The sequence below is a fragment of the Curtobacterium sp. PhB172 genome, from assembly GCF_003752545.1.
Taxonomy (GTDB): Bacteria; Actinomycetota; Actinomycetes; order Actinomycetales; family Microbacteriaceae; genus Curtobacterium.
Map to the genome: position 1 here is coordinate 452,140 of NZ_RKIF01000005.1, position 23,652 is coordinate 475,791.

At 69.4% G+C, this 23,652-nt stretch carries 22 protein-coding genes; 16 read left to right on the forward strand and 6 right to left on the reverse strand.

Going from position 1 to position 23,652, the window contains the following annotated elements; translation table 11 throughout:
• The first annotated feature begins 114 nt into the window (after positions 1-114).
• Both groES and rarD read left to right on the forward strand, forming a co-directional pair.
• Positions 115-411, forward strand: a complete 297-nt coding sequence (gene groES / locus EDF42_RS03265; RefSeq protein WP_110893972.1) for a co-chaperone GroES — start codon at positions 115-117, stop codon at positions 409-411.
• A gap of 154 nt (positions 412-565) precedes the next feature.
• A complete protein-coding gene (gene rarD / locus EDF42_RS03270) occupies positions 566-1,528 on the forward strand; it encodes an EamA family transporter RarD (protein WP_185040742.1) in 963 nt (320 codons plus the stop codon).
• A 147-nt stretch (positions 1,529-1,675) separates the two neighbouring features.
• Here rarD and EDF42_RS03275 read toward each other — a convergent pair whose 3' ends face one another.
• The 3 genes from EDF42_RS03275 to guaB form a co-directional block, all read right to left on the reverse strand.
• Entirely contained in the window at positions 1,676-3,007 is a 1,332-nt protein-coding gene (locus EDF42_RS03275) for an ABC transporter substrate-binding protein (protein WP_123671439.1), read from the reverse strand.
• Positions 3,008-3,198: 191 nt separating this feature from the next.
• Positions 3,199-3,582, reverse strand: coding sequence for a VOC family protein (locus EDF42_RS03280; RefSeq protein WP_123671440.1), 384 nt, complete (start codon positions 3,580-3,582; stop codon positions 3,199-3,201).
• Positions 3,583-3,656: 74 nt separating this feature from the next.
• Positions 3,657-5,159: an IMP dehydrogenase gene (gene guaB, locus EDF42_RS03285; protein WP_123293173.1), complete on the reverse strand. Its 1,503-nt coding sequence runs from the start codon at positions 5,157-5,159 to the stop codon at positions 3,657-3,659.
• Between the two features lie 242 nt (positions 5,160-5,401).
• Between guaB and EDF42_RS03290 the strand changes: the two genes are divergently transcribed.
• The 7 genes from EDF42_RS03290 to EDF42_RS03315 all read left to right on the forward strand — a co-directional run bounded on the left by EDF42_RS03290 (position 5,402) and on the right by EDF42_RS03315 (position 13,362).
• On the forward strand, positions 5,402-6,796 hold the full coding sequence (locus tag EDF42_RS03290; RefSeq protein ID WP_260212655.1) for a branched-chain amino acid ABC transporter permease: 1,395 nt from the start codon (positions 5,402-5,404) through the stop codon (positions 6,794-6,796).
• Between the two features lie 12 nt (positions 6,797-6,808).
• A complete protein-coding gene (locus EDF42_RS03295) occupies positions 6,809-7,795 on the forward strand; it encodes a branched-chain amino acid ABC transporter permease (RefSeq protein ID WP_123293176.1) in 987 nt (328 codons plus the stop codon).
• On the forward strand, positions 7,788-8,690 hold the full coding sequence (locus EDF42_RS03300) for an ABC transporter ATP-binding protein (RefSeq protein ID WP_123293178.1): 903 nt from the start codon (positions 7,788-7,790) through the stop codon (positions 8,688-8,690). The genes EDF42_RS03295 and EDF42_RS03300 overlap by 8 nt, the downstream gene beginning before the upstream one ends.
• A complete protein-coding gene (locus tag EDF42_RS03305; protein ID WP_123293180.1) occupies positions 8,687-9,505 on the forward strand; it encodes an ABC transporter ATP-binding protein in 819 nt (272 codons plus the stop codon). The genes EDF42_RS03300 and EDF42_RS03305 overlap by 4 nt, the downstream gene beginning before the upstream one ends.
• A gap of 361 nt (positions 9,506-9,866) precedes the next feature.
• Positions 9,867-10,058, forward strand: a complete 192-nt coding sequence (locus EDF42_RS18605; RefSeq protein ID WP_123936942.1) for a hypothetical protein — start codon at positions 9,867-9,869, stop codon at positions 10,056-10,058.
• A 233-nt stretch (positions 10,059-10,291) separates the two neighbouring features.
• Positions 10,292-11,410 (forward strand): GuaB3 family IMP dehydrogenase-related protein, encoded by a 1,119-nt coding sequence (locus tag EDF42_RS03310; RefSeq protein ID WP_123339491.1) that lies wholly within the window; start codon positions 10,292-10,294, stop codon positions 11,408-11,410.
• A gap of 65 nt (positions 11,411-11,475) precedes the next feature.
• The gene (locus EDF42_RS03315) at positions 11,476-13,362 is read left to right on the forward strand and encodes a glycerol-3-phosphate dehydrogenase/oxidase (RefSeq protein WP_123293182.1); all 1,887 of its coding nucleotides are present in this window, start codon (positions 11,476-11,478) and stop codon (positions 13,360-13,362) included.
• Between the two features lie 220 nt (positions 13,363-13,582).
• On the opposite strand, the gene EDF42_RS03320 is transcribed toward EDF42_RS03315, so the two are convergent.
• Positions 13,583-14,083 carry a hypothetical protein gene (locus EDF42_RS03320; RefSeq protein ID WP_123671441.1) on the reverse strand — a complete coding sequence of 167 codons (501 nt, stop codon included), beginning with the start codon at positions 14,081-14,083 and terminating at the stop codon, positions 13,583-13,585.
• Positions 14,084-14,158: 75 nt separating this feature from the next.
• On the opposite strand from EDF42_RS03320, the gene EDF42_RS03325 reads away from it, so the two are divergent.
• Genes EDF42_RS03325 through guaA form a run of 5 tightly spaced genes read left to right on the forward strand, consistent with a single transcriptional unit; the run spans position 14,159 to position 18,963 of the window.
• On the forward strand, positions 14,159-14,689 hold the full coding sequence (locus EDF42_RS03325) for a cation:proton antiporter regulatory subunit (RefSeq protein WP_071260110.1): 531 nt from the start codon (positions 14,159-14,161) through the stop codon (positions 14,687-14,689).
• 3 nt (positions 14,690-14,692) lie between these two features.
• Positions 14,693-16,144, forward strand: a complete 1,452-nt coding sequence (locus tag EDF42_RS03330) for a cation:proton antiporter (RefSeq protein ID WP_123671442.1) — start codon at positions 14,693-14,695, stop codon at positions 16,142-16,144.
• 5 nt (positions 16,145-16,149) lie between these two features.
• Entirely contained in the window at positions 16,150-16,929 is a 780-nt protein-coding gene (locus EDF42_RS03335; protein ID WP_123671443.1) for an SURF1 family cytochrome oxidase biogenesis protein, read from the forward strand.
• Between the two features lie 10 nt (positions 16,930-16,939).
• Positions 16,940-17,386, forward strand: a complete 447-nt coding sequence (locus EDF42_RS03340) for a DUF3817 domain-containing protein (protein ID WP_111083416.1) — start codon at positions 16,940-16,942, stop codon at positions 17,384-17,386.
• The gene (guaA, locus tag EDF42_RS03345) at positions 17,383-18,963 is read left to right on the forward strand and encodes a glutamine-hydrolyzing GMP synthase (protein ID WP_111083415.1); all 1,581 of its coding nucleotides are present in this window, start codon (positions 17,383-17,385) and stop codon (positions 18,961-18,963) included. The genes EDF42_RS03340 and guaA overlap by 4 nt, the downstream gene beginning before the upstream one ends.
• A gap of 314 nt (positions 18,964-19,277) precedes the next feature.
• Here guaA and EDF42_RS03350 read toward each other — a convergent pair whose 3' ends face one another.
• Both EDF42_RS03350 and EDF42_RS03355 read right to left on the reverse strand, forming a co-directional pair.
• Positions 19,278-20,141, reverse strand: a complete 864-nt coding sequence (locus EDF42_RS03350) for a Bax inhibitor-1/YccA family protein (protein WP_123339495.1) — start codon at positions 20,139-20,141, stop codon at positions 19,278-19,280.
• 36 nt (positions 20,142-20,177) lie between these two features.
• Entirely contained in the window at positions 20,178-21,167 is a 990-nt protein-coding gene (locus tag EDF42_RS03355) for a DUF817 domain-containing protein (RefSeq protein ID WP_123671444.1), read from the reverse strand.
• 106 nt (positions 21,168-21,273) lie between these two features.
• On the opposite strand from EDF42_RS03355, the gene EDF42_RS03360 reads away from it, so the two are divergent.
• Both EDF42_RS03360 and EDF42_RS03365 read left to right on the forward strand, forming a co-directional pair.
• Positions 21,274-22,275 (forward strand): glycerophosphodiester phosphodiesterase family protein, encoded by a 1,002-nt coding sequence (locus tag EDF42_RS03360; RefSeq protein WP_123671445.1) that lies wholly within the window; start codon positions 21,274-21,276, stop codon positions 22,273-22,275.
• Positions 22,276-22,308: 33 nt separating this feature from the next.
• Positions 22,309-23,640 (forward strand): right-handed parallel beta-helix repeat-containing protein, encoded by a 1,332-nt coding sequence (locus tag EDF42_RS03365; protein WP_123671446.1) that lies wholly within the window; start codon positions 22,309-22,311, stop codon positions 23,638-23,640.
• Positions 23,641-23,652: the final 12 nt, after the last annotated feature.

Here is a 23,652-nt window from a genome sequence, read left to right on the forward strand (position 1 = left end):
TCGGATTGACCGAGTGCCAGTGTCCCCCTAGAGTTGGCGTTGGCACTCTCCTGTGCGTAGTGCCAACCCGGTTTTCATCTGTACCGAGTCCGTACCGAGAAAGAAGAGGTCACCGTGGCCGTCAGCATCAAGCCGCTCGAGGATCGCATCGTCATCCGCCAGGTCGAGGCGGAGCAGACCACTGCATCCGGTCTGGTCATCCCCGACACCGCGAAGGAGAAGCCCCAGGAGGGCGAGGTCGTCGCCGTGGGCCCCGGTCGCATCGACGACAACGGCAACCGCGTCCCGCTGGACGTCGCCGTGGGTGACAAGGTCATCTACTCCAAGTACGGCGGAACCGAGGTCAAGTACTCGGGCGAGGACCTGCTCGTCCTGTCGGCCCGCGACGTCCTCGCGGTCGTCGTCAACTGAGTCCAGTACTCCACGCGAACGCCCCGTTCGGCCTGTCGGCCGGCGGGGCGTTCGTGCGTCTGCGGGCTCCCGGCGGGTCCGTCGCGTGCACGTGCTCCGACCGGGAGGCCCGTGGAACGCCCGGCTCGTCGGTGGCCGTTCCTAGGATGGTTCCGTGAGTGAACCGAGTCCCGCGCGACCCGTCCGCAGCGAGGCATCCGTCGGCGTGGTGCAGGCGATCATCGCGTACGGGCTCTGGGGCCTGATGCCCCTGCTCTTCGCGGCGATGGCCCCGGCCGGCGCGTTCGAGATCGTCGCCTGGCGGATCGTCTTCGGGCTGGTGTTCTGCGCCGTCGCGATCGCCGTCACCCGCTCGTGGCTCCGGACCCGCTCCCTGATGGCGCAGCGCCGGGTGATGGCCGTGATGGGGCTGGCCGCGGTCCTCATCCTGGTGAACTGGACCGTGTACGTCCTGGCGACCACGACCGGCCACACCGTCGAGGCCGCGCTCGGGTACTTCATCAACCCGCTGGTCACGATCGCGCTCGGCGTCGTCGTGCTCCGCGAACGCCTGCGGCCGGCGCAGTGGGCCGCGGTCGGCATCAGCGTCGTTGCGGTCGTCGTGATCGCCGTCGGCTACGGCCAGGTGCCGTGGATCTCGCTCGTGCTGGCGTGCTCGTTCGGCCTGTACGGCCTGGTGAAGAAGCGGGTCGGTGGCACCGTCGACGCGCTGAGTGGCCTGACGATCGAGACCGTGTGGCTGCTGCCGATCGCGGTCGTGGCGCTGGTCGTGCTCGGTGCGACGGGCCTCGGCGGCGGCGTGACGTTCACGAGCGAGGGTTGGGTGCACGTCCTGGTGACGGTGCTCACCGGCCCGGCGACGGCTGTCCCACTCCTGCTGTTCGCGTCGTCGGCGCGTCGGGTGAGCCTGTCGACCCTCGGGCTGACGCAGTACCTCGCGCCCGTGATGCAGCTGCTCGTCGGTGTGGTGGTGCAGCACGAGGCGATGCCGCCTGCGCGCTGGTTCGGCTTCGGGATCGTGTGGTTGGCGCTCGTGGTGCTGACGGCGGACTCGTTCGCCGCCGCGCGGGCGTCCCGTCGCCGAGCGCTTGCACCTGCTCCGGCCGAGCCTGCCTGACGGACGCACCCCGGGCCTCCCGTCCGCCCGTCCCACACGCGAAAGCGACGCTCCTGCGCTGCCGCTGCCCGTCCCCAACGCGAAAGCGACAGTCCCCTGCGGATGATCCGCAGGGGACTGTCGCTTTCGTGAGGTGGAGCCGGTGCCCTACTTCTTGACCGCGCCCTGGATGGCGCTCTGGTAGACGGGCTTGTTGTCGCCGTCGAACTTGTAGATGCCGATGTAGGCGCTCGACGGGTCGTTGTTGTCGTCGAACGGACCGATGCCGGACGGGCCGGTGTAGTGGATGTCCTTGCCGTCGTCGAGGAGCGCGACGCACTCCTTGAACGTGGCGCACTCGGTGCCGCCGTCCGCTCCGGAGACCGCGGCCATGTTGGCCTGGATCGTGCCCGAGTCGGTGCCCTTGCCCTTCACCGCAGCGAGGGCGGCGAGGACGGTGGCGTCGTAGGACTCCGCCGCGTACGAGTAGTCGGCGAGCGTCTTGTTCGACGACTCCTTGTAGAAGTCGGAAAGCTGCTTCTTGAAGTCGTCCTTCGGCGAGGCACCGGGGATGGTGCCCTGGGCGCCGTTCAGGGTGCCCTTGTCGAAGTCCTTCGAGTAGTCCGCCGTGTTGCCGTCGGACATGTAGATCTTCGCCGTGTTCCCCTGCGAGACGAGCTCCGGGATGATCGACTTCGTCTCGTCGAAGGCCAGGACGACGATCGCGTCCGGCTTGGCTGCGAGTGCGGCCGTCACCTCGGACGAGAACGTGGTCTGACCGGGCGGGAACTCCTGGCCCTCGCCCTTGCCGCCGTAGACGACCTGGCCACCGGAGGCCTCGACCGCGGACTGCACCGAGTTGCGGAGGCCCGTGCCGTAGGTGTCGTTGAAGACGAGGAACGCGACCTTGGCGTTGCCGTCACCGGTCACGAGCTGACCGAGCGCCGAACCCTGCACCGAGTCCGGCGGAGCGGTCCGGTAGTAGTACGACGAGTAGCCGGAGAGGTCGCTCGCGGTGTTCGCGGGCGAGATCTCGACGATGCAGTTGCTGGTGAGCTGGTCGATGACGTTGAGCGTGACCGACGAGGACTCCGCGCCGATCGCGACCGGGACCTTCGCGTTCACGAGCTTCGTCGCGGCCGAGCTCGACACGGTCATGTCGTTGCTGTCGCCCGAGTCCGTCGCCGGGTCGATGGTGACGTCCTTGTCGAGGACGCCGCCCGCGGCGTTGATGTCCTTGACCGCGAGGCCGACACCGGACTCGGCGGGCGGGTTCAGGTACGCCAGCGAACCGGTGAGCGGCAGGATCGTGCCGATCTTCAGTGCGTCGGTGCTGGGGGTGTCGGGGGCCTTGCAACTGGCGGCGGGGTCCTTCTTCGCATCGCTCGACGCCGAGCTGGAAGGGGAGTCGCCGCTGCTGGTGGTGGAACACGCGGCGAGCAGGACGGCTGCTGCGCCTGCCAACGCCAGTGCCGTGGTGGCACGGGTGGTTCTGATCATCCGTGGAGCCCTTTCTCTGCGCGGAGGCCGTGCCGCTTCGGGTCGAACGCGGCGCCTCCACTGGATGTCGAGAAACGTAGGGTCCCGGTGTTTCGCCCGTGTGACGGGGCGGTACGGAAAGTGTTTCGTTACCGAGCCGTGATCGTTTCTGTGCGGAGGATCAGGGATCGGCGATCCGAGCAGCCCGTGTGTCAGGCGTCGAGTTCAGCCGCGGAACGCAGCACGCAGAACTCGTTGCCCTCCGGATCGGCGAACACGACCCACCCGCCGTCGTCGTGTCGGAGGTCCGCGAGTTCGGTCGCGCCGATGCCCCGCAGCCGCTCGACCTCGGCATCGCGCGTGCGGTCGGTGGGACGCAGGTCGAAGTGGATCCGGTTCTTCACGGACTTCGCCTCGGGCACCTGGATGAACAGCACCTGGTGCGAGCCGTCGGGGGCGGTGATCATGCACTCCTCGTGCCCGGGGCCGTTCGGGTCGTCGGCGATGTCGACGTAGCCGAGGACCTGCTTCCACCACTCCGACAGGGCGAAGGCGTCACGGCAGTCGATCGTGGTGTGGGAGACGGCGCTGACCATGCCGCGACACTACTGCCGGCAGACGACGAACGCCCCGCTCCGGTGGGGAGCGGGGCGTTCGGGGTGCAGTCGGCTCAGCTGCGGTAGTTCGGCGCCTCGACGACCATCTGGACGTCGTGCGGGTGCGACTCCTTGAGCCCGGCAGCCGTGATGCGGACGAACTTGCCGCGGGCCTTGAGCTCCGGGATCGTGCGGCCGCCGACGTAGAACATCGACTGCCGGAGTCCACCGGTGAGCTGGTAGACGACGTTGCCGACCGAGCCGCGGTAGGGCACCTGGCCCTCGATGCCCTCGGGGATCAGCTTGTCGTCGTTGGGGACGTCGGCCTGGAAGTAGCGGTCCTTCGAGTACGAGGTCTTCTTGCCGCGGGTCTGCAGTGCGCCCAGGGAGCCCATCCCGCGGTACGCCTTGAACTGCTTGCCGCCCACGAAGACCAGGTCGCCGGGGGACTCGTCCGTGCCGGCCAGCAGCGAACCGAGCATGACGGTGTCGGCACCGGCCACCAGGGCCTTGGCGATGTCGCCCGAGTACTGCAGACCGCCGTCGGCGATGATCGGCACGCCGGCCTCGCGCGCAGCGAGGGACGCCTCGTACACGGCGGTGACCTGCGGGACGCCGACGCCGGCGACGACGCGGGTGGTGCAGATCGAGCCGGGTCCGACACCGACCTTGACGGCGTCGACACCGGCGTCGATGAGCGCCTGCGCACCGGCACGCGTCGCGACGTTGCCGCCGATGACGTCGATGTCCGCGAAGGACGGGTCGGCCTTGAGGCGGCGCACCATGTCCAGCACGCCTTCGCTCTCGCCGTTGGCGGTGTCGACCACGAGCACGTCGACGCCCGCGTCACGCAGGGCCTCGGCACGCTGCCAGGCGTCGCCGAAGAAGCCGATCGCGGCACCGACGCGCAGTCGGCCCTCGTCGTCCTTGGTGGCGTCCGGGTACTGCTCGCTCTTGTCGAAGTCCTTGACGGTGATGAGGCCGCGGAGCTTGCCCTCGGCGTCCACCAGCGGGAGCTTCTCGATCTTGTGCTGCGCGAAGATCGCGATGGCTTCTTCGGGGTCGATGCCCTCCATCGCGGTGATCAGCGGCGCCTTGGTCATGACGTCGCGCACGAAGGTGGTCGACTGCTCGAACGTCGCCACGAACCGCATGTCGCGGTTGGTGATGATGCCGACGAGGGTGCCGTCCGCTTCGACCACGGGCAGGCCGGAGACGCGGAACTGTCCGCAGATCGCGTCGACCTCGGCCACGGTGGCGTCCGGGGTGGTGGTCACCGGGTTGGTGATCATGCCCGACTCGGAGCGCTTGACCTTGTCGACGTAGGCGGCCTGGTCCTCGATGGAGAGGTTGCGGTGCAGGATCCCGATGCCACCCTGCCGTGCCATGGCGATGGCCATGCGGGCTTCGGTGACGGTGTCCATCGCTGCGGAGAGCAGCGGGACGTTGACGGAGATCCGCCTGGTGAGCCGGGACGCGGTGGACGCCTCGCTCGGGATGACGTCGGTGTGCCCCGGCAGGAGCATGACGTCGTCGTACGTGAGTCCGATGAATCCGAACGGATCCGGCTGGTCCATGGGTCCCCTTCGTGGGCGAGTGAAGTGGTCGAGACACCGAGAACGCAACGGCGGGTTCCGGATAGGACATGGTAACGCGCGTGGGCCCTCTCGCTATTCCGCGTTCCGCCTGGGGGAACGGATCGCGGTACTCCTCCACACAGGTCACGGTTGCGCGACGACTCACAGCGGGAACGAGTTGGAAACACGGGTGTCACACAATCCCCATAGCGTCACTCGACATCCGAACGAGAGGCTCTTCCGTGGGATCCATCACTCCTCCGGGACGGGCGCAGCCGCGCCTGTTCCGCCTCCGCCAGGCCCGGCGACGACCGGTCCTCGCGGCCGTGCTCGTCGCCGCGTTCCTGGCGACCTTCCTGATCGACTGGGCGGTCACCCTGCCGGCGTTCAGCGCCACCTCGGCGCCTGCCACCAGCCAGGCGTGCACCGTCAGCCCCGACAACGGGTGCATCCAGGGCACGATCACCGACTCCGAACGTGAACCGGCCGAGGGCGTCGACGTCGACGTGACCGGCCCGAGCGGCTTCGACGAGACCGCCACCACGAACGCCGACGGCCGCTGGTCCGTCACGGTCGACACGGCCGGCGAGTACACGGTGAGCGTCGACCAGGACACCCTGCCGAAGGGCCAGTACCTGACGAACGCGGCGGACGCGGAGCGCAAGGTCCAGGCGACCCTGAACGCCAACGTCGGGCAGATCTTCCAGCTGTCCGACCAGAAGGGCGCCACGACCACGACCGACTCGTCGAGCGTCAGCCCGCAGCGAGCCTGGCAGCAGTTCGCCTCGGGGATCCGACTCGGTCTGCTCATCGCGCTGGCGTCGATCGGCCTCTCGCTCATCTACGGCACGACGGGGCTGTCGAGCTTCTCGCACGGTGAGCAGGTCACCCTCGGCGGGCTGCTGGCCTACGTGTTCGCGAACCAGCTCGGCTGGAACATCTGGGTGACCGGCATCGTCGTCACGCTGCTGTGCGCGGCGACCGGGTACCTGCAGGACGCCGGGATCTGGCGGCCCCTGCGGCGCAAGCGGATCAGCCTCACGCAGCTCATGATCGTGACGATCGGACTGTCGATCGCCGCCCAGTACGCGTTCCAGTACTTCTTCGGCGCCGCGACCGTCCGGATCCAGCAGGGCAACCCCGAGACCGTCCGGTTCGCCGGGGTCACGCTCACGGTGCAGTCCTACGTGGCGATGGGCATCGCGCTGGTCGTCCTGATCGCCACCGGCCTGTTCCTGGCGAAGACCCGCTTCGGCCGGGCCACCCGGGCGGTGTCGGACAACCCGGCGCTCGCCGCGGCGTCCGGCATCGACGTCGACCGGGTCATCCGCTTCGTGTGGACGCTCGCCGCCGGTCTCGCCGGCCTGTCCGGCGTGATGCTCGGCCTGGTGCTGAACGGCGTGAACTGGCAGACCGGCCTGCAGCTGCTCCTGCTCATGTTCGCCTCGGTGACCCTCGGCGGTCTCGGCACGGCGTACGGCGCGCTGGTGGGGTCGATGATCATCGGCGTCGTCGTCGAGCTCACGAACCTCGTGCTCCCCGGTGACTTCAAGTACGCCACCGCCCTCGTCATCCTCATCCTCATCCTGCTGTTCCGGCCGCAGGGCATCTTCGGCCGCGCCGAGCGGGTCGGCTAAGGGAGCACGCGCATGGACTACATCCTCAACCTGCTGTCCTCGCTCACCCAGGAGGCCCTCGCCCCGACCACGGCGGCGTTCGCCCTGGCGGCCATCGGACTGAACGTGCACTTCGGCCTGACCGGGCTCGTGAACATGGGGCAGGCGGCGTTCCTGCTGCTCGGCGCCTACGGCTTCGCGATCTCGATCACGAACGGGCTGCCGTTCGTGATGGCCGTGCTCATCGCCCTGCTCGTCGCCATCGTGTTCGCGATCATCCTCGGCGTCCCGACGTTGCGGCTCCGCGGCGACTACCTGGCGATCGTGACGATCTCCGGCGCCGAGATCATCCGCATGGTCGGCCGATCCAGCCTGCTGACCACGACGACGGGTGGCTCCAACGGCATCACCGGGTCGAGCTACCGCGACCCGTTCACCGCCCTGAGCCCGCTTCCGGACGGCACCACGACCATCCTCTGGTTCACCTACGCGAACAACGGCGTCAACGGCTGGTGGATCCGCATCGCCGCCTGGGCCCTCGTCGCGCTGTTCACCTTCGTGCTCTTCCTGCTCATGCGCAGCCCCTGGGGCCGTGTCCTGAAGGCGATCCGCGAGGACGAGGACGCCGTCCGCTCCCTCGGCAAGAACGTGTACTCGTACAAGATGCAGGCGCTCGTCTTCGGTGGTGCGCTCGGAGCGCTGGCGGGGATCATCTACGTCCTGCCGAGTTCGGTGCAACCGGACGCCATGGGCCGCTCGATGACGTTCTTCATCTGGACGGCGCTCATCCTCGGTGGTGCCGCGACGGTGTTCGGACCGGTGCTCGGCGCGGTGCTGTTCTTCGTCGTCCGGCTCTTCATCCGCACCCTGGCCGGCGACTTCATCCCCGACTCGATCATGAACGCCCAGCAGGCCGAGCAGTTCTCGTACGTGCTCGTCGGCGTCGCGCTCATGCTCCTGATCGTGTTCCGACCACAGGGCCTGCTCGGCAACAAGAAGGAGCTGACGTTCAGTGTCTGAGACCTACGGCTACACGAAGGCCGACCCGATCCTGACGGTCGACGGCGTCACCCGGCACTTCGGCGGCATGACCGCCGTGGACGTCGACCACCTCGAGGTCCAGCGCGGCTCCATCACGGCCCTGATCGGCCCGAACGGCGCCGGCAAGACCACCTTCTTCAACCTGCTGACCGGCTTCGACAAGCCCAGCCCCGGTGCCAGGACGCAGTTCAACGGTGCCACGCTGCAGAAGACCAGCGCGACCCACATCGCCAACCGCGGCATGGTCCGTACCTTCCAGCTGACGAAGGCGTTGTCGCGGCTCACCGTGATGCAGAACATGCTGCTCGGCGCCCGCGACCAGCCCGGCGAGAACTTCTTCGCCGCGCTGATCAAGCCGGTGTGGGCGAAGCGCGAGCGGGAGATCACCGCGAAGGCCGAGGACCTCCTCGCCCGCTTCAAGCTCGACGACAAGGCGGACGACTACGCCGGGTCGCTGTCCGGCGGCCAGCGGAAGCTCCTCGAGATGGCCAGGGCACTGATGTCCGACCCGACGATGATCATGCTCGACGAGCCGATGGCGGGCGTGAACCCCGCGCTGACGCAGTCGCTGCTCGGGCACATCCAGTCCCTGCGCGACGACGGCATGACCGTGCTGTTCGTCGAGCACGACATGCACATGGTCCGGCACATCTCGGACTGGGTGGTCGTGATGGCCGAGGGCAAGGTCGTCGCCGAGGGGCCGGCGGACACCGTGATGGACGACCAGGCGGTCATCGACGCGTACCTGGGTGCGCACCACGACACCGACCTGGGTGACGACTCGCTCCTCACCGAGGAGACCTTCGAGGAACTGGCGGAGGAAGTCGCGGAAGAAGACGCGGCGGACGCAGCAGCAGAGGAGAAGACCCGATGACGGACGCAGTCGACCCCACGAACGCGAGCAGCGCCTCCAGTCCGGAAGCGCCGAAGGCGAGCACCGCCACGCTGGAACGCGAGCCGGTGCTGAGCGCGAAGAACCTCGTCGCCGGCTACCTGCCGGGGGTGAACATCCTGAACGGCTGCGACCTGGACTGCTACCCCGGCGAGCTGATCGGGATCATCGGGCCGAACGGCGCGGGCAAGTCCACGCTGCTCAAGGCCCTGTTCGGTCTCGTGTCGATCCGCGAGGGGTCGGTCACGCTGCAGGGTGAGGACATCACGAACCTCAAGGCGAACAAGCTCGTGCAGGCCGGCGTCGGCTTCGTCCCGCAGACGAACAACGTGTTCCCGTCGCTGTCCATCGAGGAGAACCTGCAGATGGGCCTGTACCTGCGGCCCCGCAAGTTCGCCGAGCGCCTCGAGGTCATCTACGACCTGTTCCCGGTGCTCGCGCAGCGCCGCGGTCAGCGGGCGGGATCCCTGTCCGGCGGCGAGCGGCAGTCGGTCGCCATGGCACGTGCGCTCATGATGGACCCGAAGGTGCTGCTGCTCGACGAGCCGAGCGCCGGACTGTCCCCGGTGCGCCAGGACGAGACGTTCCTGCGAACCCGCCGGATCAACAAGGCCGGTGTGTCGATCGTCATGGTGGAGCAGAACGCGCGACGCTGTCTGCAGATCTGCGATCGTGGGTACGTGCTCGACCAGGGGAGGAACGCGTACTCGGGCACGGGGAAGGAACTCGCGGACGACCCGAAGGTCATCGAGCTGTACCTCGGGACGCTCGCCAAGGACGTCGACGCAGGGCGCTAGCGCGCTGTGTCGACTGCGGGTACCGCTGTGGGGGTGGTATCCGCGACGGGTGGGGCCGTGCGTGGTCGCTTCGCGCCGCACGGCCCCGCTCCTGCACGTCGGGCACCGTGGCACGGGGTCGGCGGGCGTGGGCGCGGGGTCGGCTGCGCAGGGTCGGCTGCGCAGGGTCGGCTGGCTCCGCGTCGGCTGGTCGCAAGACGCCGTCGTGTTCCGTCGACGCCTTGCACCCGTCGAGACGCCTCCGAATCCGGCGGCGTCGTGATGGCGTAGCGGCGTCCTGCGTTGACGACGGCGTCTGGCGTCGTGCGCGCCCCGGACGGGAGGCCCGCCCCGCGTCCGCCGGGTCGGTATCGTTCCGCAGGTGCAGAGACTGTCGGCGGGCGCGATGGACGCCCTGGTGTGGGTGGTCTTCATCGCGCTGTTCGTCGGTGCGGCGCTGCTCGTGAAGGTGGCGGCTGCGCTCCTCGTCGTCCTCGTGGTGCTCGCGCTCCTGCTCGGCTTCGTGCTGCGGGTGCTCCGCAAGCGACGCCGGACCCCGCGCCGCCCGCGCTGACCGCGCGCCCCGCCGCCCCCGCCGCCCCCGCCGCCCCCGCTGACCGCGCGGCCCGCCGCCCCGCGGCCCCCGCCGCCCCGCGGCCCCCGCCGCCCCGCGGCCCCCGCCGCCCCGCGGCCCCCGCCGCCCCGCGGCCCCCGCCGCCCCGCGGCCCCCGCCGCCCCGCGGCCCCTGCCGCGGTCCGCACCGTCCGGTCCGTGCACGCCCCCGGACCTGCCCGGTAGGCTTGCCGGGTGAGCGAAGTCGAGATCGGTGCAGGCAAGCGCGGACGTCGGGCGTACGCGTTCGACGACATCGCGGTGGTCCCCTCCAGGCGCACGCGTGATCCGCGCGACGTCAGCGTGCAGTGGTCGATCGACGCGTTCACCTTCGCGTCGCCGATCCTCTCCGCGCCGATGGACTCCGTGTCCTCGCCGGCCACGGTCATCCAGATGGGCAAGCTCGGCATCCTGGGCGTGCTCGACCTCGAGGGGCTGTGGACCCGCTACGAGGACCCGACGCCCTACTACGACGAGATCAAGTCGCTCACCGACGGCAACGTCACGAAGCGCATGCAGGAGATCTACTCCGAGCCGATCAAGCCGGAGCTGATCACCGCGCGCCTGGCCGAGATCCGTGCCGCCGGGGTGCCGGTCGCCGGCTCGCTCAGCCCGCAGCGCACGCAGGAGTTCTCGAAGACGGTCGTCGACGCCGGTGTCGACCTGTTCGTCATCCGCGGCACGACGGTCTCGGCCGAGCACGTGTCGCAGAACGAAGAGCCCCTCAACCTCAAGAAGTTCATCTACGAGCTCGACGTCCCGGTGATCGTGGGCGGTGCCTCGACGTACACGTCGGCGCTGCACCTCATGCGCACGGGTGCTGCCGGTGTCCTCGTCGGCTTCGGCGGCGGCGCTGCGTCCACCACGCGTGCCGCGCTGGGCATCCACGCGCCGATGGCCACCGCGGTCGCCGACGTCGCGGGTGCGCGTCGTGACTACCTCGACGAGTCGGGTGGCCGCTACGTGCACGTCATCGCCGACGGCGGTCTCGACACCGCCGGCGACATCGTCAAGGCGATCGCGGTCGGTGCGGACGCCGTCATGCTCGGCACCGCGCTCGCCCGCGCCACCGAGGCACCGGGTGGCGGCTTCCACTGGGGTGCCGAGGCGCACCACCCGGAGCTGCCCCGCGGCCGCCGGGTCGAGGTGGGCACGATCGCCCCGCTCGAGAACGTGCTGAACGGTCCGACCCCGACGTTCGACGGCCGCGCCAACCTCGTCGGTGCGCTGCGCCGCTCGATGGCGACGACCGGATACTCCGACGTCAAGGAGTTCCAGCGAGTAGAAGTGGTCGTGGCGCCGTACCACCAGTGATCCTGGTGGCACCCGCGCACCGACGCGGGTGACGCTTCGGCGCCGACCGTGACCCGGAGGCGACGATGGCGAAGTCCAGCACCACGAAGCAGACCAGTTCGGCCGGACGTCCTGGCGACGTCGTGCCGGGGGCGGGGTTCGACCCCGCGGCCAAGCTCGGCCCCGACGAACGCGCGGCGGCGATCGAGACCCTCAAGACGAAGGAGCTCGACGTCCTGGTCGTGGGCGGCGGCATCGTCGGTGCGGGCAGTGCGCTCGACGCCGTCACCCGTGGCCTGACCGTCGGCATCGTCGAGGCTCGTGACTGGGGTTCCGGCACGTCGAGCCGTTCGTCGAAGCTCGTGCACGGTGGCATCCGCTACCTGGAGCAGTTGAACTTCGGGCTCGTGCGCGAGGCCCTCATCGAACGCGGCCTGCTGCTGCAGCGGATCGCCCCGCACCTGGTGAAGCCGGTGCGCTTCCTCTACCCGCTCAACCACCGCGTGTGGGAGCGGTTCTACATCGGCATCGGCATGGCGATGTACGACGCCTTCAGTTGGTCCGGCGGTCGTCCACCCGGGGTCCCGCACCACCGGCACCTCAGCCGCACGCAGGTGCTCCGCTCGATGCCGTCGCTCAAGAAGGACGCCTTCGTCGGCGGCATGACCTACTACGACGCCCAGGTCGACGACGCCCGCTACGTGGCCTCGCTCGTCCGCACGGCGGCGTCCTACGGTGCGCACGCCGCGAGCCGCATCCGGATCGAGGGCTTCATCAAGGTGGGGGAGCGCGTGGTCGGCGCCCAGGCCCACGACATCCAGACCGGCGAGCGGTTCGAGATCCGCGCGAAGCAGGTCGTGAACGCCACGGGCGTCTGGACGGACGACACCCAGGCGATGATCGGCACCCGCGGGCAGTTCAAGGTGCGGGCGTCGAAGGGCGTGCACCTGGTCATCCCGCGCGACCGGTTCCAGTCGAACATGGGCATGATCCTGCGCACCGAGAAGAGCGTGCTGTTCGTGATCCCGTGGGGCCGGCACTGGCTGGTCGGCACGACCGACACCGACTGGTACCTCGACAAGGCGCACCCGGCGGCGACCGCGGCCGACATCGACTACATCCTCGAGCACGTCAACAAGGTGCTGCGCGTCCCGCTCACCCGTGAGGACGTCGAGGGCGTCTACGCCGGACTCCGTCCCCTGCTGGCGGGGGAGTCCGACCAGACCTCGAAGCTGAGCCGCGAGCACGTGGTGGCGCACACGGTGCCCGGACTCGTCGTGGTCGCCGGCGGCAAGTGGACGACCTACCGGGTGATGGGCAAGGACGCCATCGACGAGGCCGTCGCTGCGATGGACGGCAAGATCCCGGCGTCGACGACCGAGGACATCCCGCTGCTCGGGGCCGAGGGCTACCCGGCCGCGTGGAACCGTCGCGCACGGACCGCCCGCAGCTTCAACGTGCACAAGGTCCGCATCGAGCACCTGCTGAACCGCTACGGCACCCTGGCCACCGAGGTGCTGCAGCTCGTCGAGCAGGACCCCGCCCTGGCCGAGCCGCTGCCGGGAGCCGACGACTACATCGGTGCCGAGGTCGTCTACGCCGCCTCGCACGAGGGGGCCCTGCACCTGGAGGACGTCCTCGCCCGCCGCACCCGCATCTCGATCGAGGCCTGGGACCGCGGCGAGTCGGCGGCCCCGGTCGCCGCGAAGCTCATGGCCGACGTGCTCGGCTGGGACCAGGAGACCACCGAGCACGAGGTGTCGAACTACCTGAAGCGTGTGGCTGCGGAACGCGAGTCGCAGCTGCAGCCCGACGACGAGAGCGCGGACCGTGTGCGGCTCGAGGCACCGGACATCGCGTTCGGCTTCGACGAGGACGACGTCGTCGTGGGCGGCGGCCGCAGCAGCGGTGCCGAGGGCGCGAAGGCGTCCGACGAGCAGGTGGTGGGGGAGAAGACGAGCGAGCCGGAGTAGCGCGGCCAGCAGACGCCGTCGTGTCACCGAGACGACGGCGTCCGCTGGTGGCTCAAGACGCCGTCGTGTTGCTCCGGCGCCGCCTGGTCGGCAAGACGCCGCCGGATTCGGCGGCGTCTCGCGGTGGACGGGGCGTCTCGACGAGACGCCGGCGTGTTGCGGGGGCAACCCGCGCCTCCAGGCAGACGGCGGAGCGGACGGGAGGCCCGTGGCGCGTCCGTCAGACGGCCAGCGTCCCCGACACGGTGCGGCCACGGCGTCGCTCGCCGACGACGAGCACGACCGGGATCGCGAGCAGCGCGACGAGGCTGGCGAAGTAGAGGACACCGGCCCAGATGGTGTGGTCCTCGCCGCCGATGCCGTAGCCGTCGGCCACGTCCATCCCGAGCTGGAAACCGGAACCGAACACCTGGACGGCACCGGCGGCCACGATCGCCAGCAGCCAGGCGGCGGCGACGTGCGCCGTCGTCCGCCGGACCAGCGTCACGATCAGGACCGTGACCGCCAACGCGATGCCGACCGCCGCGATGACGAGCACGGCCACGACGTCGGTCCGCACCTGGAACCCCTGCGCGTCGAGGTGGCCGTAGATCGCACCGAGCGACTGCCCCGGCACCGCACTGAGCGGATCGAGCACGAGCGCGTTGAGCGCCAGCAACCCCGCGTACAGCGTGACGACCAGCGTCCCGACGACCCCGACGACGATCCGAGTTCTCCCCATCCACAGAACAGTAGCGACCGGAATGCGCGGGGCCGTGCGGTGGTTAGCATGGGCGTACTCGAAAAGGGAGCCATCATGGTCGACGTCCATCGCGTCAAACTCCCCGGAGTCGGCGTGCTGCACAGCTTCTACACCGACGACGGTGGCAAGTGCGGTGTCATCACGCACCGGTCGGGTCACTCCGACCTCATCTCGTTCGCCGACGTCTCCGACGGCGCGGACAAGTCCGAGAAGGTCTCGCTGCGCCTCAGCGAGGACGAGGCGCACACCCTCGCCGAACTGCTGGGCGGCACCCGGATCACCGAGGGCCTCGACAAGCTCGACGAGATCCCCGGTCTGTCCATCGACTGGTTCTCGGTCGACTACGACGACGCGATCGCCGGCAAGCCGCTCGGCGACCTGCACGACTCCGGCTTCATCGGCCTGACCGTCGTGGCCGTCGTCCGTGGCGACAGCGCCAACCCGGCACCCTCGCCGGACTTCGTCGTCTTCCCCGGTGACACCATCGTCGTCGCCGGTTCCCCCGAGAAGGTCGCCAAGGCCTTCTCCTTCTACCGCAGCGGAGAGCTTGCGGCCGCATCGGCCGAGGCCCCGCGGAAGAGCTAGCGCATGCACCTGGGCGGTGAACTGCTCACCATCGGTGTGCTGTTCGTCATCGCCTACGTGCTCGGGCGGCTCGGCAAGACCATCGGTCTGCCGGCGATCCCGATCTACATGATCGTCGGGCTCATCGCGAGCCCGCACACGCCGTGGATCGGCCTGAACGTCGAGTCGCACACGATCGAGCTCATCGCGACGTTCGGGCTCATCCTGCTGCTGTTCAACCTCGGGTTGGAGTTCGACCAAGAGGAGTTCTACGGCAACGCCGGCAAGCTCCTGGTGTCGGGCGGCACCTACGTCGTCATCAACATGGGCGTCGGGTTCGCGTTCGGGTTCTCGCTCGGCTGGGGCACCCGGGAAGCCCTGATCATCGCCGGCATGACGGCCACCTCGTCGAGCGCGATCGTCACGAAGCTCCTCATCGAGCTGCGGCGACTCGCGAACGACGAGACCCCGATGATCCTGGGCGTCACGGTCATCGAGGACGTCTTCATCGCCGTCTACCTGGCGATCGTCTCGGTCGTGCTGTCCGGCGACACCAATGCCTGGGCCGTCGTCGGCAAGCTCGCGCTCGCGTTCGGCTTCCTCATCGTGATGTTCACGCTCGCCCGGTTCGCCGGCAAGTGGGTGTCGAAGATCTTCGCGACGCGGGACGACGAACTGTTCACGGTGCTGTTCTTCGGGCTCGCCGTGATGTTCGGTGGCATCGGCGACCTGCTCGGCGTGACCGACGCCATCGGTGCGTTCGTCATCGGTCTGCTCTGCGGTGCCACCCGGTACCGCGACCGCATCGAACAGCTCGCCCTGCCGATGCGCGACGTCTTCGCCGCGTTCTTCTTCGTGAACTTCGGACTCGGCCTCGACCTGTCGACCTTCGGCGAGGTGCTCTGGCCGGTCCTCGGTGCGATCGGCATGACGGTCGTGCTCAACGCGATCGCCGGGCAGATCGTCGCGCGCATGAACGGCTTCAACGTCCAGCAGGGGATCAACACCGCCGTCATCCTGGTGAACCGTGGCGAGTTCGCGCTGATCCTCGCGACGCTCTCGGCTGCCGCCGGACTGGAATCCCGGATCACCGCGTTCGCGGGCCTCTACGTCCTCGTCATGGCGATCCTCGGGCCGCTGCTCGCGGTGAACTCGGAGCGGATCGGCCGCCTCGTGGTGCGCCCCGCCCGCCTCGCCCGCCTGCGCGGACGACTCGGTGGCCGCCGAGCGGTCGCAGCGGCTGCCGCCGCCGAGGCAGCAGAGGCCGAGGAAGCCGAAGCCGCGTCCGCCGCGGCGGTCCGCCGTGCCGAGCGGGACCGCCAGTTCGCAGAGGAGTTCGCGCTCGTGGAGGCCGCTGGCAGGGACGAGCAGGAGAATGGGTCACCGGAGGCGACCGACGAACCCGTCACGTCGCCCGTCGAGATCCCCACCGAGCGCCCTGAGCGTCCGGTCCGACAGCGCGATCCGGAGTACTGATACAGATGTGGGCCGTTGCCCGACGACCGAGGTGGATCGCGCTGCTGTTGCTGGCGCTCGTGCTGGCAGCGGTGTTCGCCGGGCTGGGCAAGTGGCAGTTGGAGCGGAGCATCGCCAACGGCAAGCCGCTGCCGGCGACCACCGAGACCCGCAAGACGCTCGAGGCGGTCACCGCCCCGGAAGAACCCGCGAGCGAGACCATCGCCGGCCAGAAGGTCACCGTCACCGGCACGTTCGTCGCCGGCGACACCACGATCCTGACCGGCCGCACCGGGGGTGGGACGTACCAGACCGTGGGGCACTTGGTGGACTCGGATGGTGGGGCGAGCCTCCCGGTCGTCATCGGGTGGTCCGACCAACGGTCGGCCGCCGTCGCCGGTGGTGACCGCCTGACGGACGGGCAGACGCTCACGGTGCAGGGCCGGTACTACCCCGCCGAGTCGCCGGACCAGGACACCTACAAGCAGGCGGAGTACTCCGCCGTGGCACCCGCGCGCTTCGTGAACACGTGGAAGGCGTTCGACGACCGGATGTACCTCGGGTACGTCGTCGCCGACGGTGCCACCGCGCAGGCCGCCGACCTCGGCACCATCGCCGACCGGGCGCCGTCGCGCGAGGTCCAGTTCGACTGGCTGAACCTGTTCTACGCGATCGAATGGGTCGTCTTCGCCGGCTTCGCGGTGTTCCTCTGGTACCGGTTCGTGAAGGACGCCTGGGAGCGCGAGGAAGAGGAGCGGCGTGAGGCTGCCCTCAGCGTCGACGGGGCCCTCGCGGACCGACGGTAGGCTGGTCGTCATGGCCTTGACCGTCCGAACCCGCGACATCCCGAAGATCCCGGGTGCGGTGAAGTGGTACCGCGTCTCCGCGTACATCACCGGTGTGCTGCTGCTGGCCCTCGTGATCGAGGTCATCATCAAGTACACGCCGCTCCAGCTCGAGATGCAGCTCGGCAACGGCCCGTTCTTCGTGCCGAACGGCACGGCCGGTGAAGCACCCGGCACGTTCAACCTGTCGATCGCGATCCTCATCGCGCACGGCTGGCTGTACGTCCTCTACCTCTTCACGGACTTCCGTCTGTGGAGCATCATGCGCTGGAAGCCCTCCCGCTTCCTGCTCATCGCCCTCGGTGGCATCATCCCGTTCATGTCCTTCGTGGTCGAACACCGCATGCAGCAGAAGGCCATGGACACCTACCACGAGCTGATCGCTGCCCAGCAGCGTGAGAAGGAGGCCGCTCGGTGAGCGAGACCGAACAGCGTCCCGTCCTCGTCGTCGACTTCGGGGCCCAGTACGCGCAGCTCATCGCGCGTCGGGTCCGTGAAGCGAACGTCTACAGCGAGATCGTCCCGCACTCCATCACGGCGGAGGAGATCCGCGCGAAGGACCCCGCAGCCATCGTGCTGTCCGGTGGGCCGTCGTCCGTGTACGAAGAAGGTGCGCCGTCCCTCGACGGCGACATCCTCGACCTCGGCGTCCCCGTGCTCGGCATCTGCTACGGCTTCCAGGCCATGGCGACCGCCCTCGGTGGCGAGGTCGCGAACACCGGCCTGCGTGAGTACGGCGCGACGTCCGTCGACGTCAGCGGCACCGACAGTGTCCTGCTCGGCGGGCAGCCCGGGTCCCAGGTCACGTGGATGTCGCACGGCGATTCCGTGGCGAAGGCCCCCGAGGGCTTCGAGGTCCTCGCGTCGAGCGCGTCGACCCCCGTCGCGGCCTTCGCGTCCGACGAGCGCAAGCTCTACGGCGTGCAGTGGCACCCCGAGGTGAAGCACTCCGAGCACGGCCAGGCCGTCCTCGAGAACTTCCTGCACCGTGCCGCCGGTCTGCCCGGCGACTGGAACTCGAGCAACGTCATCGACGAGCAGGTTGCCCGGATCCAGGCCCAGGTCGGGTCGAACCGCGTGATCGCCGGCCTGTCCGGCGGTGTCGACTCCGCCGTCGCCGCAGCCATCGTGCACAAGGCCGTCGGTGACCAGCTCACCTGCGTCTTCGTCGATCACGGGCTCCTCCGCGCCGACGAGCGCAAGCAGGTGGAAGAGGACTACGTCGCCTCCACCGGTGTCCGGCTCATCACGATCGACGCCGAGCAGCAGTTCCTCGATGCCCTCGCCGGTGTGAGCGACCCCGAGCAGAAGCGCAAGATCATCGGCCGCGAGTTCATCCGCACGTTCGAGGCCGCGGCCGAGGCACTCGTGCTCGAGGCGCGCGGGGACGGTGACGACGGCGAGGTCAAGTTCCTCGTGCAGGGCACCCTCTACCCCGACGTCGTCGAGTCCGGCGGCGGAGCGGGCACCGCGAACATCAAGTCGCACCACAACGTGGGCGGCCTGCCCGAGGACATGACCTTCGAGCTCGTCGAGCCGCTCCGTGCGCTCTTCAAGGACGAGGTCCGTGCCGTCGGTCGCGAGCTCGGCCTGCCCGAGGTCATCGTCGGCCGCCAGCCGTTCCCCGGACCGGGGCTCGGCATCCGCATCGTGGGTTCGGTCGACAAGCAGCGGCTCGAGCTGCTCCGCGCCGCCGACAAGATCGCGCGTGAGGAACTCTCCGCAGCGGGTCTCGACGGGGAGATCTGGCAGTGCCCGGTCGTCCTGCTCGCCGACGTCCGCTCCGTGGGTGTCCAGGGCGACGGCCGCACGTACGGGCACCCGATCGTGCTCCGTCCGGTCTCGTCCGAGGACGCCATGACCGCGGACTGGACGCGCCTGCCGTACGACGTGCTCGCGAAGATCTCGAACCGCATCACGAACGAGGTGCCCGACGTCAACCGGGTCGTGCTCGACGTCACGTCGAAGCCGCCGGGGACGATCGAGTGGGAGTGACGCTCCCCTGAACGACCGGAGGCCCGGCACGCCCTGCGTGCCGGGCCTCCGCGCGTCCGGGGCCGGGCGCGCGTGCGTCGTGCGTGCGTGCGGCGCGTCGGGCGTCCCCGAGGTTCCGAGATCTCGGCATCTCGAGCCTCCCCCGGGGCACCTGTGGAACCTCGGCGTTGCACCCGCGGCATGTCGTGGAACCTCGGCGCCGCGGGCACGGCGAGCCCCACAGCCGCACAGCCCACAGCCCAGCAGCCCCACGGCACCCTGGGGAACGACGAAGGGCCCCGGCAGCGCCGGGGCCCTTCGTGTACGCGGTGGTACTAGTTGCGCGCGCTGCTCGCGACGATGGCGAGGATGCGCAGGATCTCGAGGTACAGCCAGACGATCGTCATGATCAGGCCGAACGCCGCGGTCCAGGCGTAGATGCGGGGAGCTCCACGACGGACACCGGTCTGGATCTGGTCGAAGTCGAGGATCAGCGAGTACGCCGCCATGACCACGACGAGGATGCCGATGATCACGCCGAGCGGGATGCCGAAGACGGTGATCCCGAGGGCACCGAACGCGGTGTTCGTCACCCCGGTCCACATCAGGACCAGGTTGATGAGCGAGAACACCATGTACCCGACCATCGCGACGAGGAAGAAGCGCGTGGCCTTCGGTGTGGCGCGGACCTTACCCGATGCGAACAGCGCGAGCGTCACGGCGAAGACACCGAGCGTGCCGAACACCGCCTGGGTGACGATGCCGCCCCACATCGAGTTGTACGCGCCGGAGATGCCACCCACGAACAGACCCTGGGCGAACGAGTACGCCAGGACGAGGCCCGGAGAGGGCTTCTTCTTGAACATGTTCACGAGCGCCAGGACGAACCCGACGACGGCGCCGATGATCCAGACGATCGGGGGCAGGTTCCAACCGGCCACTGCACCGACGACGAGCACGCCGAAGGCGAGCAGCGTCTTGACGATGGTGTCCTCGTACGACATGCGGTCGGTGTCGACCGTCGATGCCGCCGGGCGGTCGTACATGTACTGCAGCTGCTCGGGGGTCATCCCGCCCTGTGCCTGCTGCGGGGTCTGTCCCCAGCCGGCCTGCTGCTGACCAGCGCCACGCCCACCCCAGGTGTTGGCTCCCTGGGCGTTGAAGGCGGGGGACTGGTCGAAACCGGGCTTGAAGGCCATGGTGTCCTCTTCCTAGGAGATATGAGTCCTCTCAGCCTAGGTGCGCTCGGTCGCGGAAGGCTGAGGATTCGCGGCGAGCGGACGCGGGCCCGGAGGCCCTGACGACGGCAGCCTATGGGCGCCCGCTGCACGCACGCCTCGAAGACGTCGAGAGTCCGCCGTCCAGCGTGCCGAGCCCGACGGCAGCGCCGGGTAGAGCCAGGTGACGAGCGCCACCGAGATCGTCATGAGCAGGAACCACGCGACGATCTTCGTCGGGGCCACCGGGTGCCAGACCGCGAGCTGCGCGGGGTAGCTCCACGCCCCGGCCCAGGTCGCGACGTTCTCGGCGAACCAGATGAACACGGCGACGAGTCCCATGGCGACGAGCACCGGCATGCGCATCGTCGCTCGGTGGATCCGGACGTGCATGGTCGTGCGGGCGAAGAGCAGCACGACGAGTGCGAGCAAGACCCAGCGGGCGTCGGGCAGGAAGTGGTGCCCGAAGAAGTTCAGGTACACGCCGGCAGCGACGACGGCGAGCAGCCACTGCCGCGGGTACCGGTCGAACCGCAGGTCGAACAGGCGGTGCACGCGGACCATGTACGACCCGACCGCGCCGTACATGAACCCGGAGAACAGCGGGACACCGGCGATCACGAACAGCCCGCCGGGTTCGTACGACCACGAGCCCATGTGCGTCTTGAAGACCTCCATGGCGGTGCCGACGACGTGGAAGAGCAGCACGACCCGGAGTTCCCGCACGGTCTCGAGCCCGAACACGAGCATGCCGACCTGCAGCAGCACCGCCACGACGGTCAGCACGTCGTTCCGGGACGTCGCCGGCACGGTCACGGAGGCCACGGCCATCGAACCGAGCAGCAGTGCCCCGAACGCGCACGCCCACGCCTGCTTCGCACCGAACACCAGGAACTCGGTGACGAACAGCCGGACGGGCCGGTGCGGCTGGTGCCCGGCGTCGAGCAGTCGGCGGGCGGCACGGTCGATCCTGGCCTCGACGGCGGTGGAGAGCGCTCGGACGGTCATGCAGCGATGGTCAGCGCCGATGCTGAGATGCACGGGCTCCGGCCGGACGCGTGTGTCCCGCGACACAGGACGGTCCGCCGTCACCCTGGCCCAGTAGGGTCGCGCCATGACCCTCGTGATCGCCCACCGCGGTGCGTCCGGCTACCGCCCCGAGCACTCGCGGAGCGCGTACGAACTCGCCATCGAGCTCGGTGCCGACGCGATCGAGCCGGACCTGGTGCCCACGAAGGACGGCGTGCTCGTGCTCCGCCACGAGAACGAGGTGTCCGGCACCACCGACGTCGCGGACCACCCGGAGTTCCGGCACCTGCGCACGACGAAGACCGTCGACGGCCAGAGCCTGACCGGCTGGTTCACCGAGGACTTCACCTGGGCCGAGCTGCAGACGCTCCGCACCCGGGAACGCCTGCCCGCGCTGCGGCCCGGGTCGGCCGAGCACGACGGCGAGGAGCCGATCCTGCGCCTCGAGGACCTGCTCGCGATCCTCGACGCCGCGCCTCGTCCGGTCGGGCTGGTCGCCGAGGTCAAGCACGCGGCCTTCTTCGGCCGCGCGGGCTTCCCGATGGACGAACTCGTCGACCGCGCGCTCGGTGACGCCGGGTGGCGCCGTGACGAGCGGCTCACGGTCGAGAGCTTCGAGAAGGGCGTGCTCCGCGACCTGCGCGAGCGGCACACGGGTGGTCGGCTGGTGTACCTCCAGGAGGCCCGTGGCAGCGCCGCCGACGAGGTCGCGTCCCACGGATCGCTCGCCCCCACCTACGCCGCGGAGCGTTCCGAGGACGCGCTCGCGTCGTTCGCGACCGAGTTCCACGGCATCAGCGTCGACCTCGGCACGCTGATGGCCGGGGTGGACAGCGTCGCGCTCGAGGACCCGACGCCGGTCCGGAGCGCGATCGTCGACCGGGCGCACGCCGTGGGCCTCGCGGTGTACACGTGGACGCTCCGACCGGAGAACCGGTTCCTGCCCGGGCCGCTGCGCCGCGGTGGCGACGTCGCGGCCTTCGGCGACTGGGAGCGCTGGTACACCTCGGTGATCCGGACCGGCCTCGACGGAGTGTTCGCGGACCACACCGACCTGGCGGTCCTCGCCCGGTCCGTCATCGTGTGATGTACTACATTCGTGGATCGACGCTGCTTCCTGATGACCGCCGCCGCGAGTGCGGTCTTGATCGACCGGAACCGGGAGACGGCGTTCGCATCGGCCGCAGCTGGCGGCGCGGAGCATCGGGTCATCGACTCGGCGCAGGGGCCGATCGTGATCGATCGACCCGGCGTCGTGTCTTTCAGTTCGTCGGGCAGGATCGTCGCTCCGGCGGGTGCGTCAGGGATCACGATCACGTCCTCCGGCGTCACCGTTCTGGATCCTCGCGTCGAGGGCCCGGGCAGCACGCTCGTCGGTGAGGACACGAGCCGGTCGAGCGCCATCTCGATCGCCGGGTTGCCCGGCAACCTGCTCGAGGGTGTGCAGATCCTGGGCGGTGACCTGCGCGGCTTCACCTACGCCGGCGTCCGTGCTTCGCACGTTCGTGGGCTGACGCTGTCGGGCGTGTCGATCACCGACGTGGCGTACGCCGGCGTCCAGATGCTGTCGGTGCTCGGCGGCGGAGTGCTCCGGTGCACGATCACGAATGTGCGCCAGCAGGACTACGTCAACTCCTACGGGATCGTCGCGACCCGCGACACGAACAAGTCGATCAAGGACGCGCCCAGGTGCGCCGACATCGCGATCGTCGGCAACGACGTCCGGAGCGTCCCGCATTGGGAGGGCATCGACACCCACGGGGGCGTCCGGATCATGATCGCGGGCAACCGCACGACGGACTGCGCCACCGGGATCGCGCTGGTGCCGCTGAAGGGGACGGGCGGCGGCCCGACCGATGCGGCCCCACTCGACGCTCAGGTCCTCGCGAACAGGGTGACCTGGACCGGGGACTACTCGGACACGAGCGCGATGCGTGCAGGGATCACCATCGTGGGCGCCGGAGTCGGACTCGGCTCGACGGCGGAACGCGCGACGGGGGTGGTTCGTGGGAACACCATCTCGGGGTACGGGAACGCGAACGCACAGACGGCGGGTGTCCTCGCCTACTTCACCGAGGACTTGGTCATCGAGGGGAACCGCATCGAGCAGGGCAGCGCCCGAGGGATCATGCTCTGGCACTCCAACGACCAGGCACGGGTCACCGACAACACGATCGACGACCTGCGACCAGCGGGAGTCCAGGCCTACCGCTGCGCTGTCGACGTCCGCGCCGCGGGCAACGACGTGGTCGTCGACCGCAATCAGGCCTTCGCCGGCCTCAGTCCGGTGCCGGGTGCACCGCGGTACGGGATCTACGCGCCCGGCAGCGGAAGTACGCTCCGCCTCGGCACGAACGATTGGGGGGCCGCCGAACTCCCCCTCGTGCCCGTGAGGCAGGGGAACACTGTCGTGCCGCTGGCGGACCGGTCGGCTGTCGGGGGTCCCGCTTAGACTGTCCCGAAC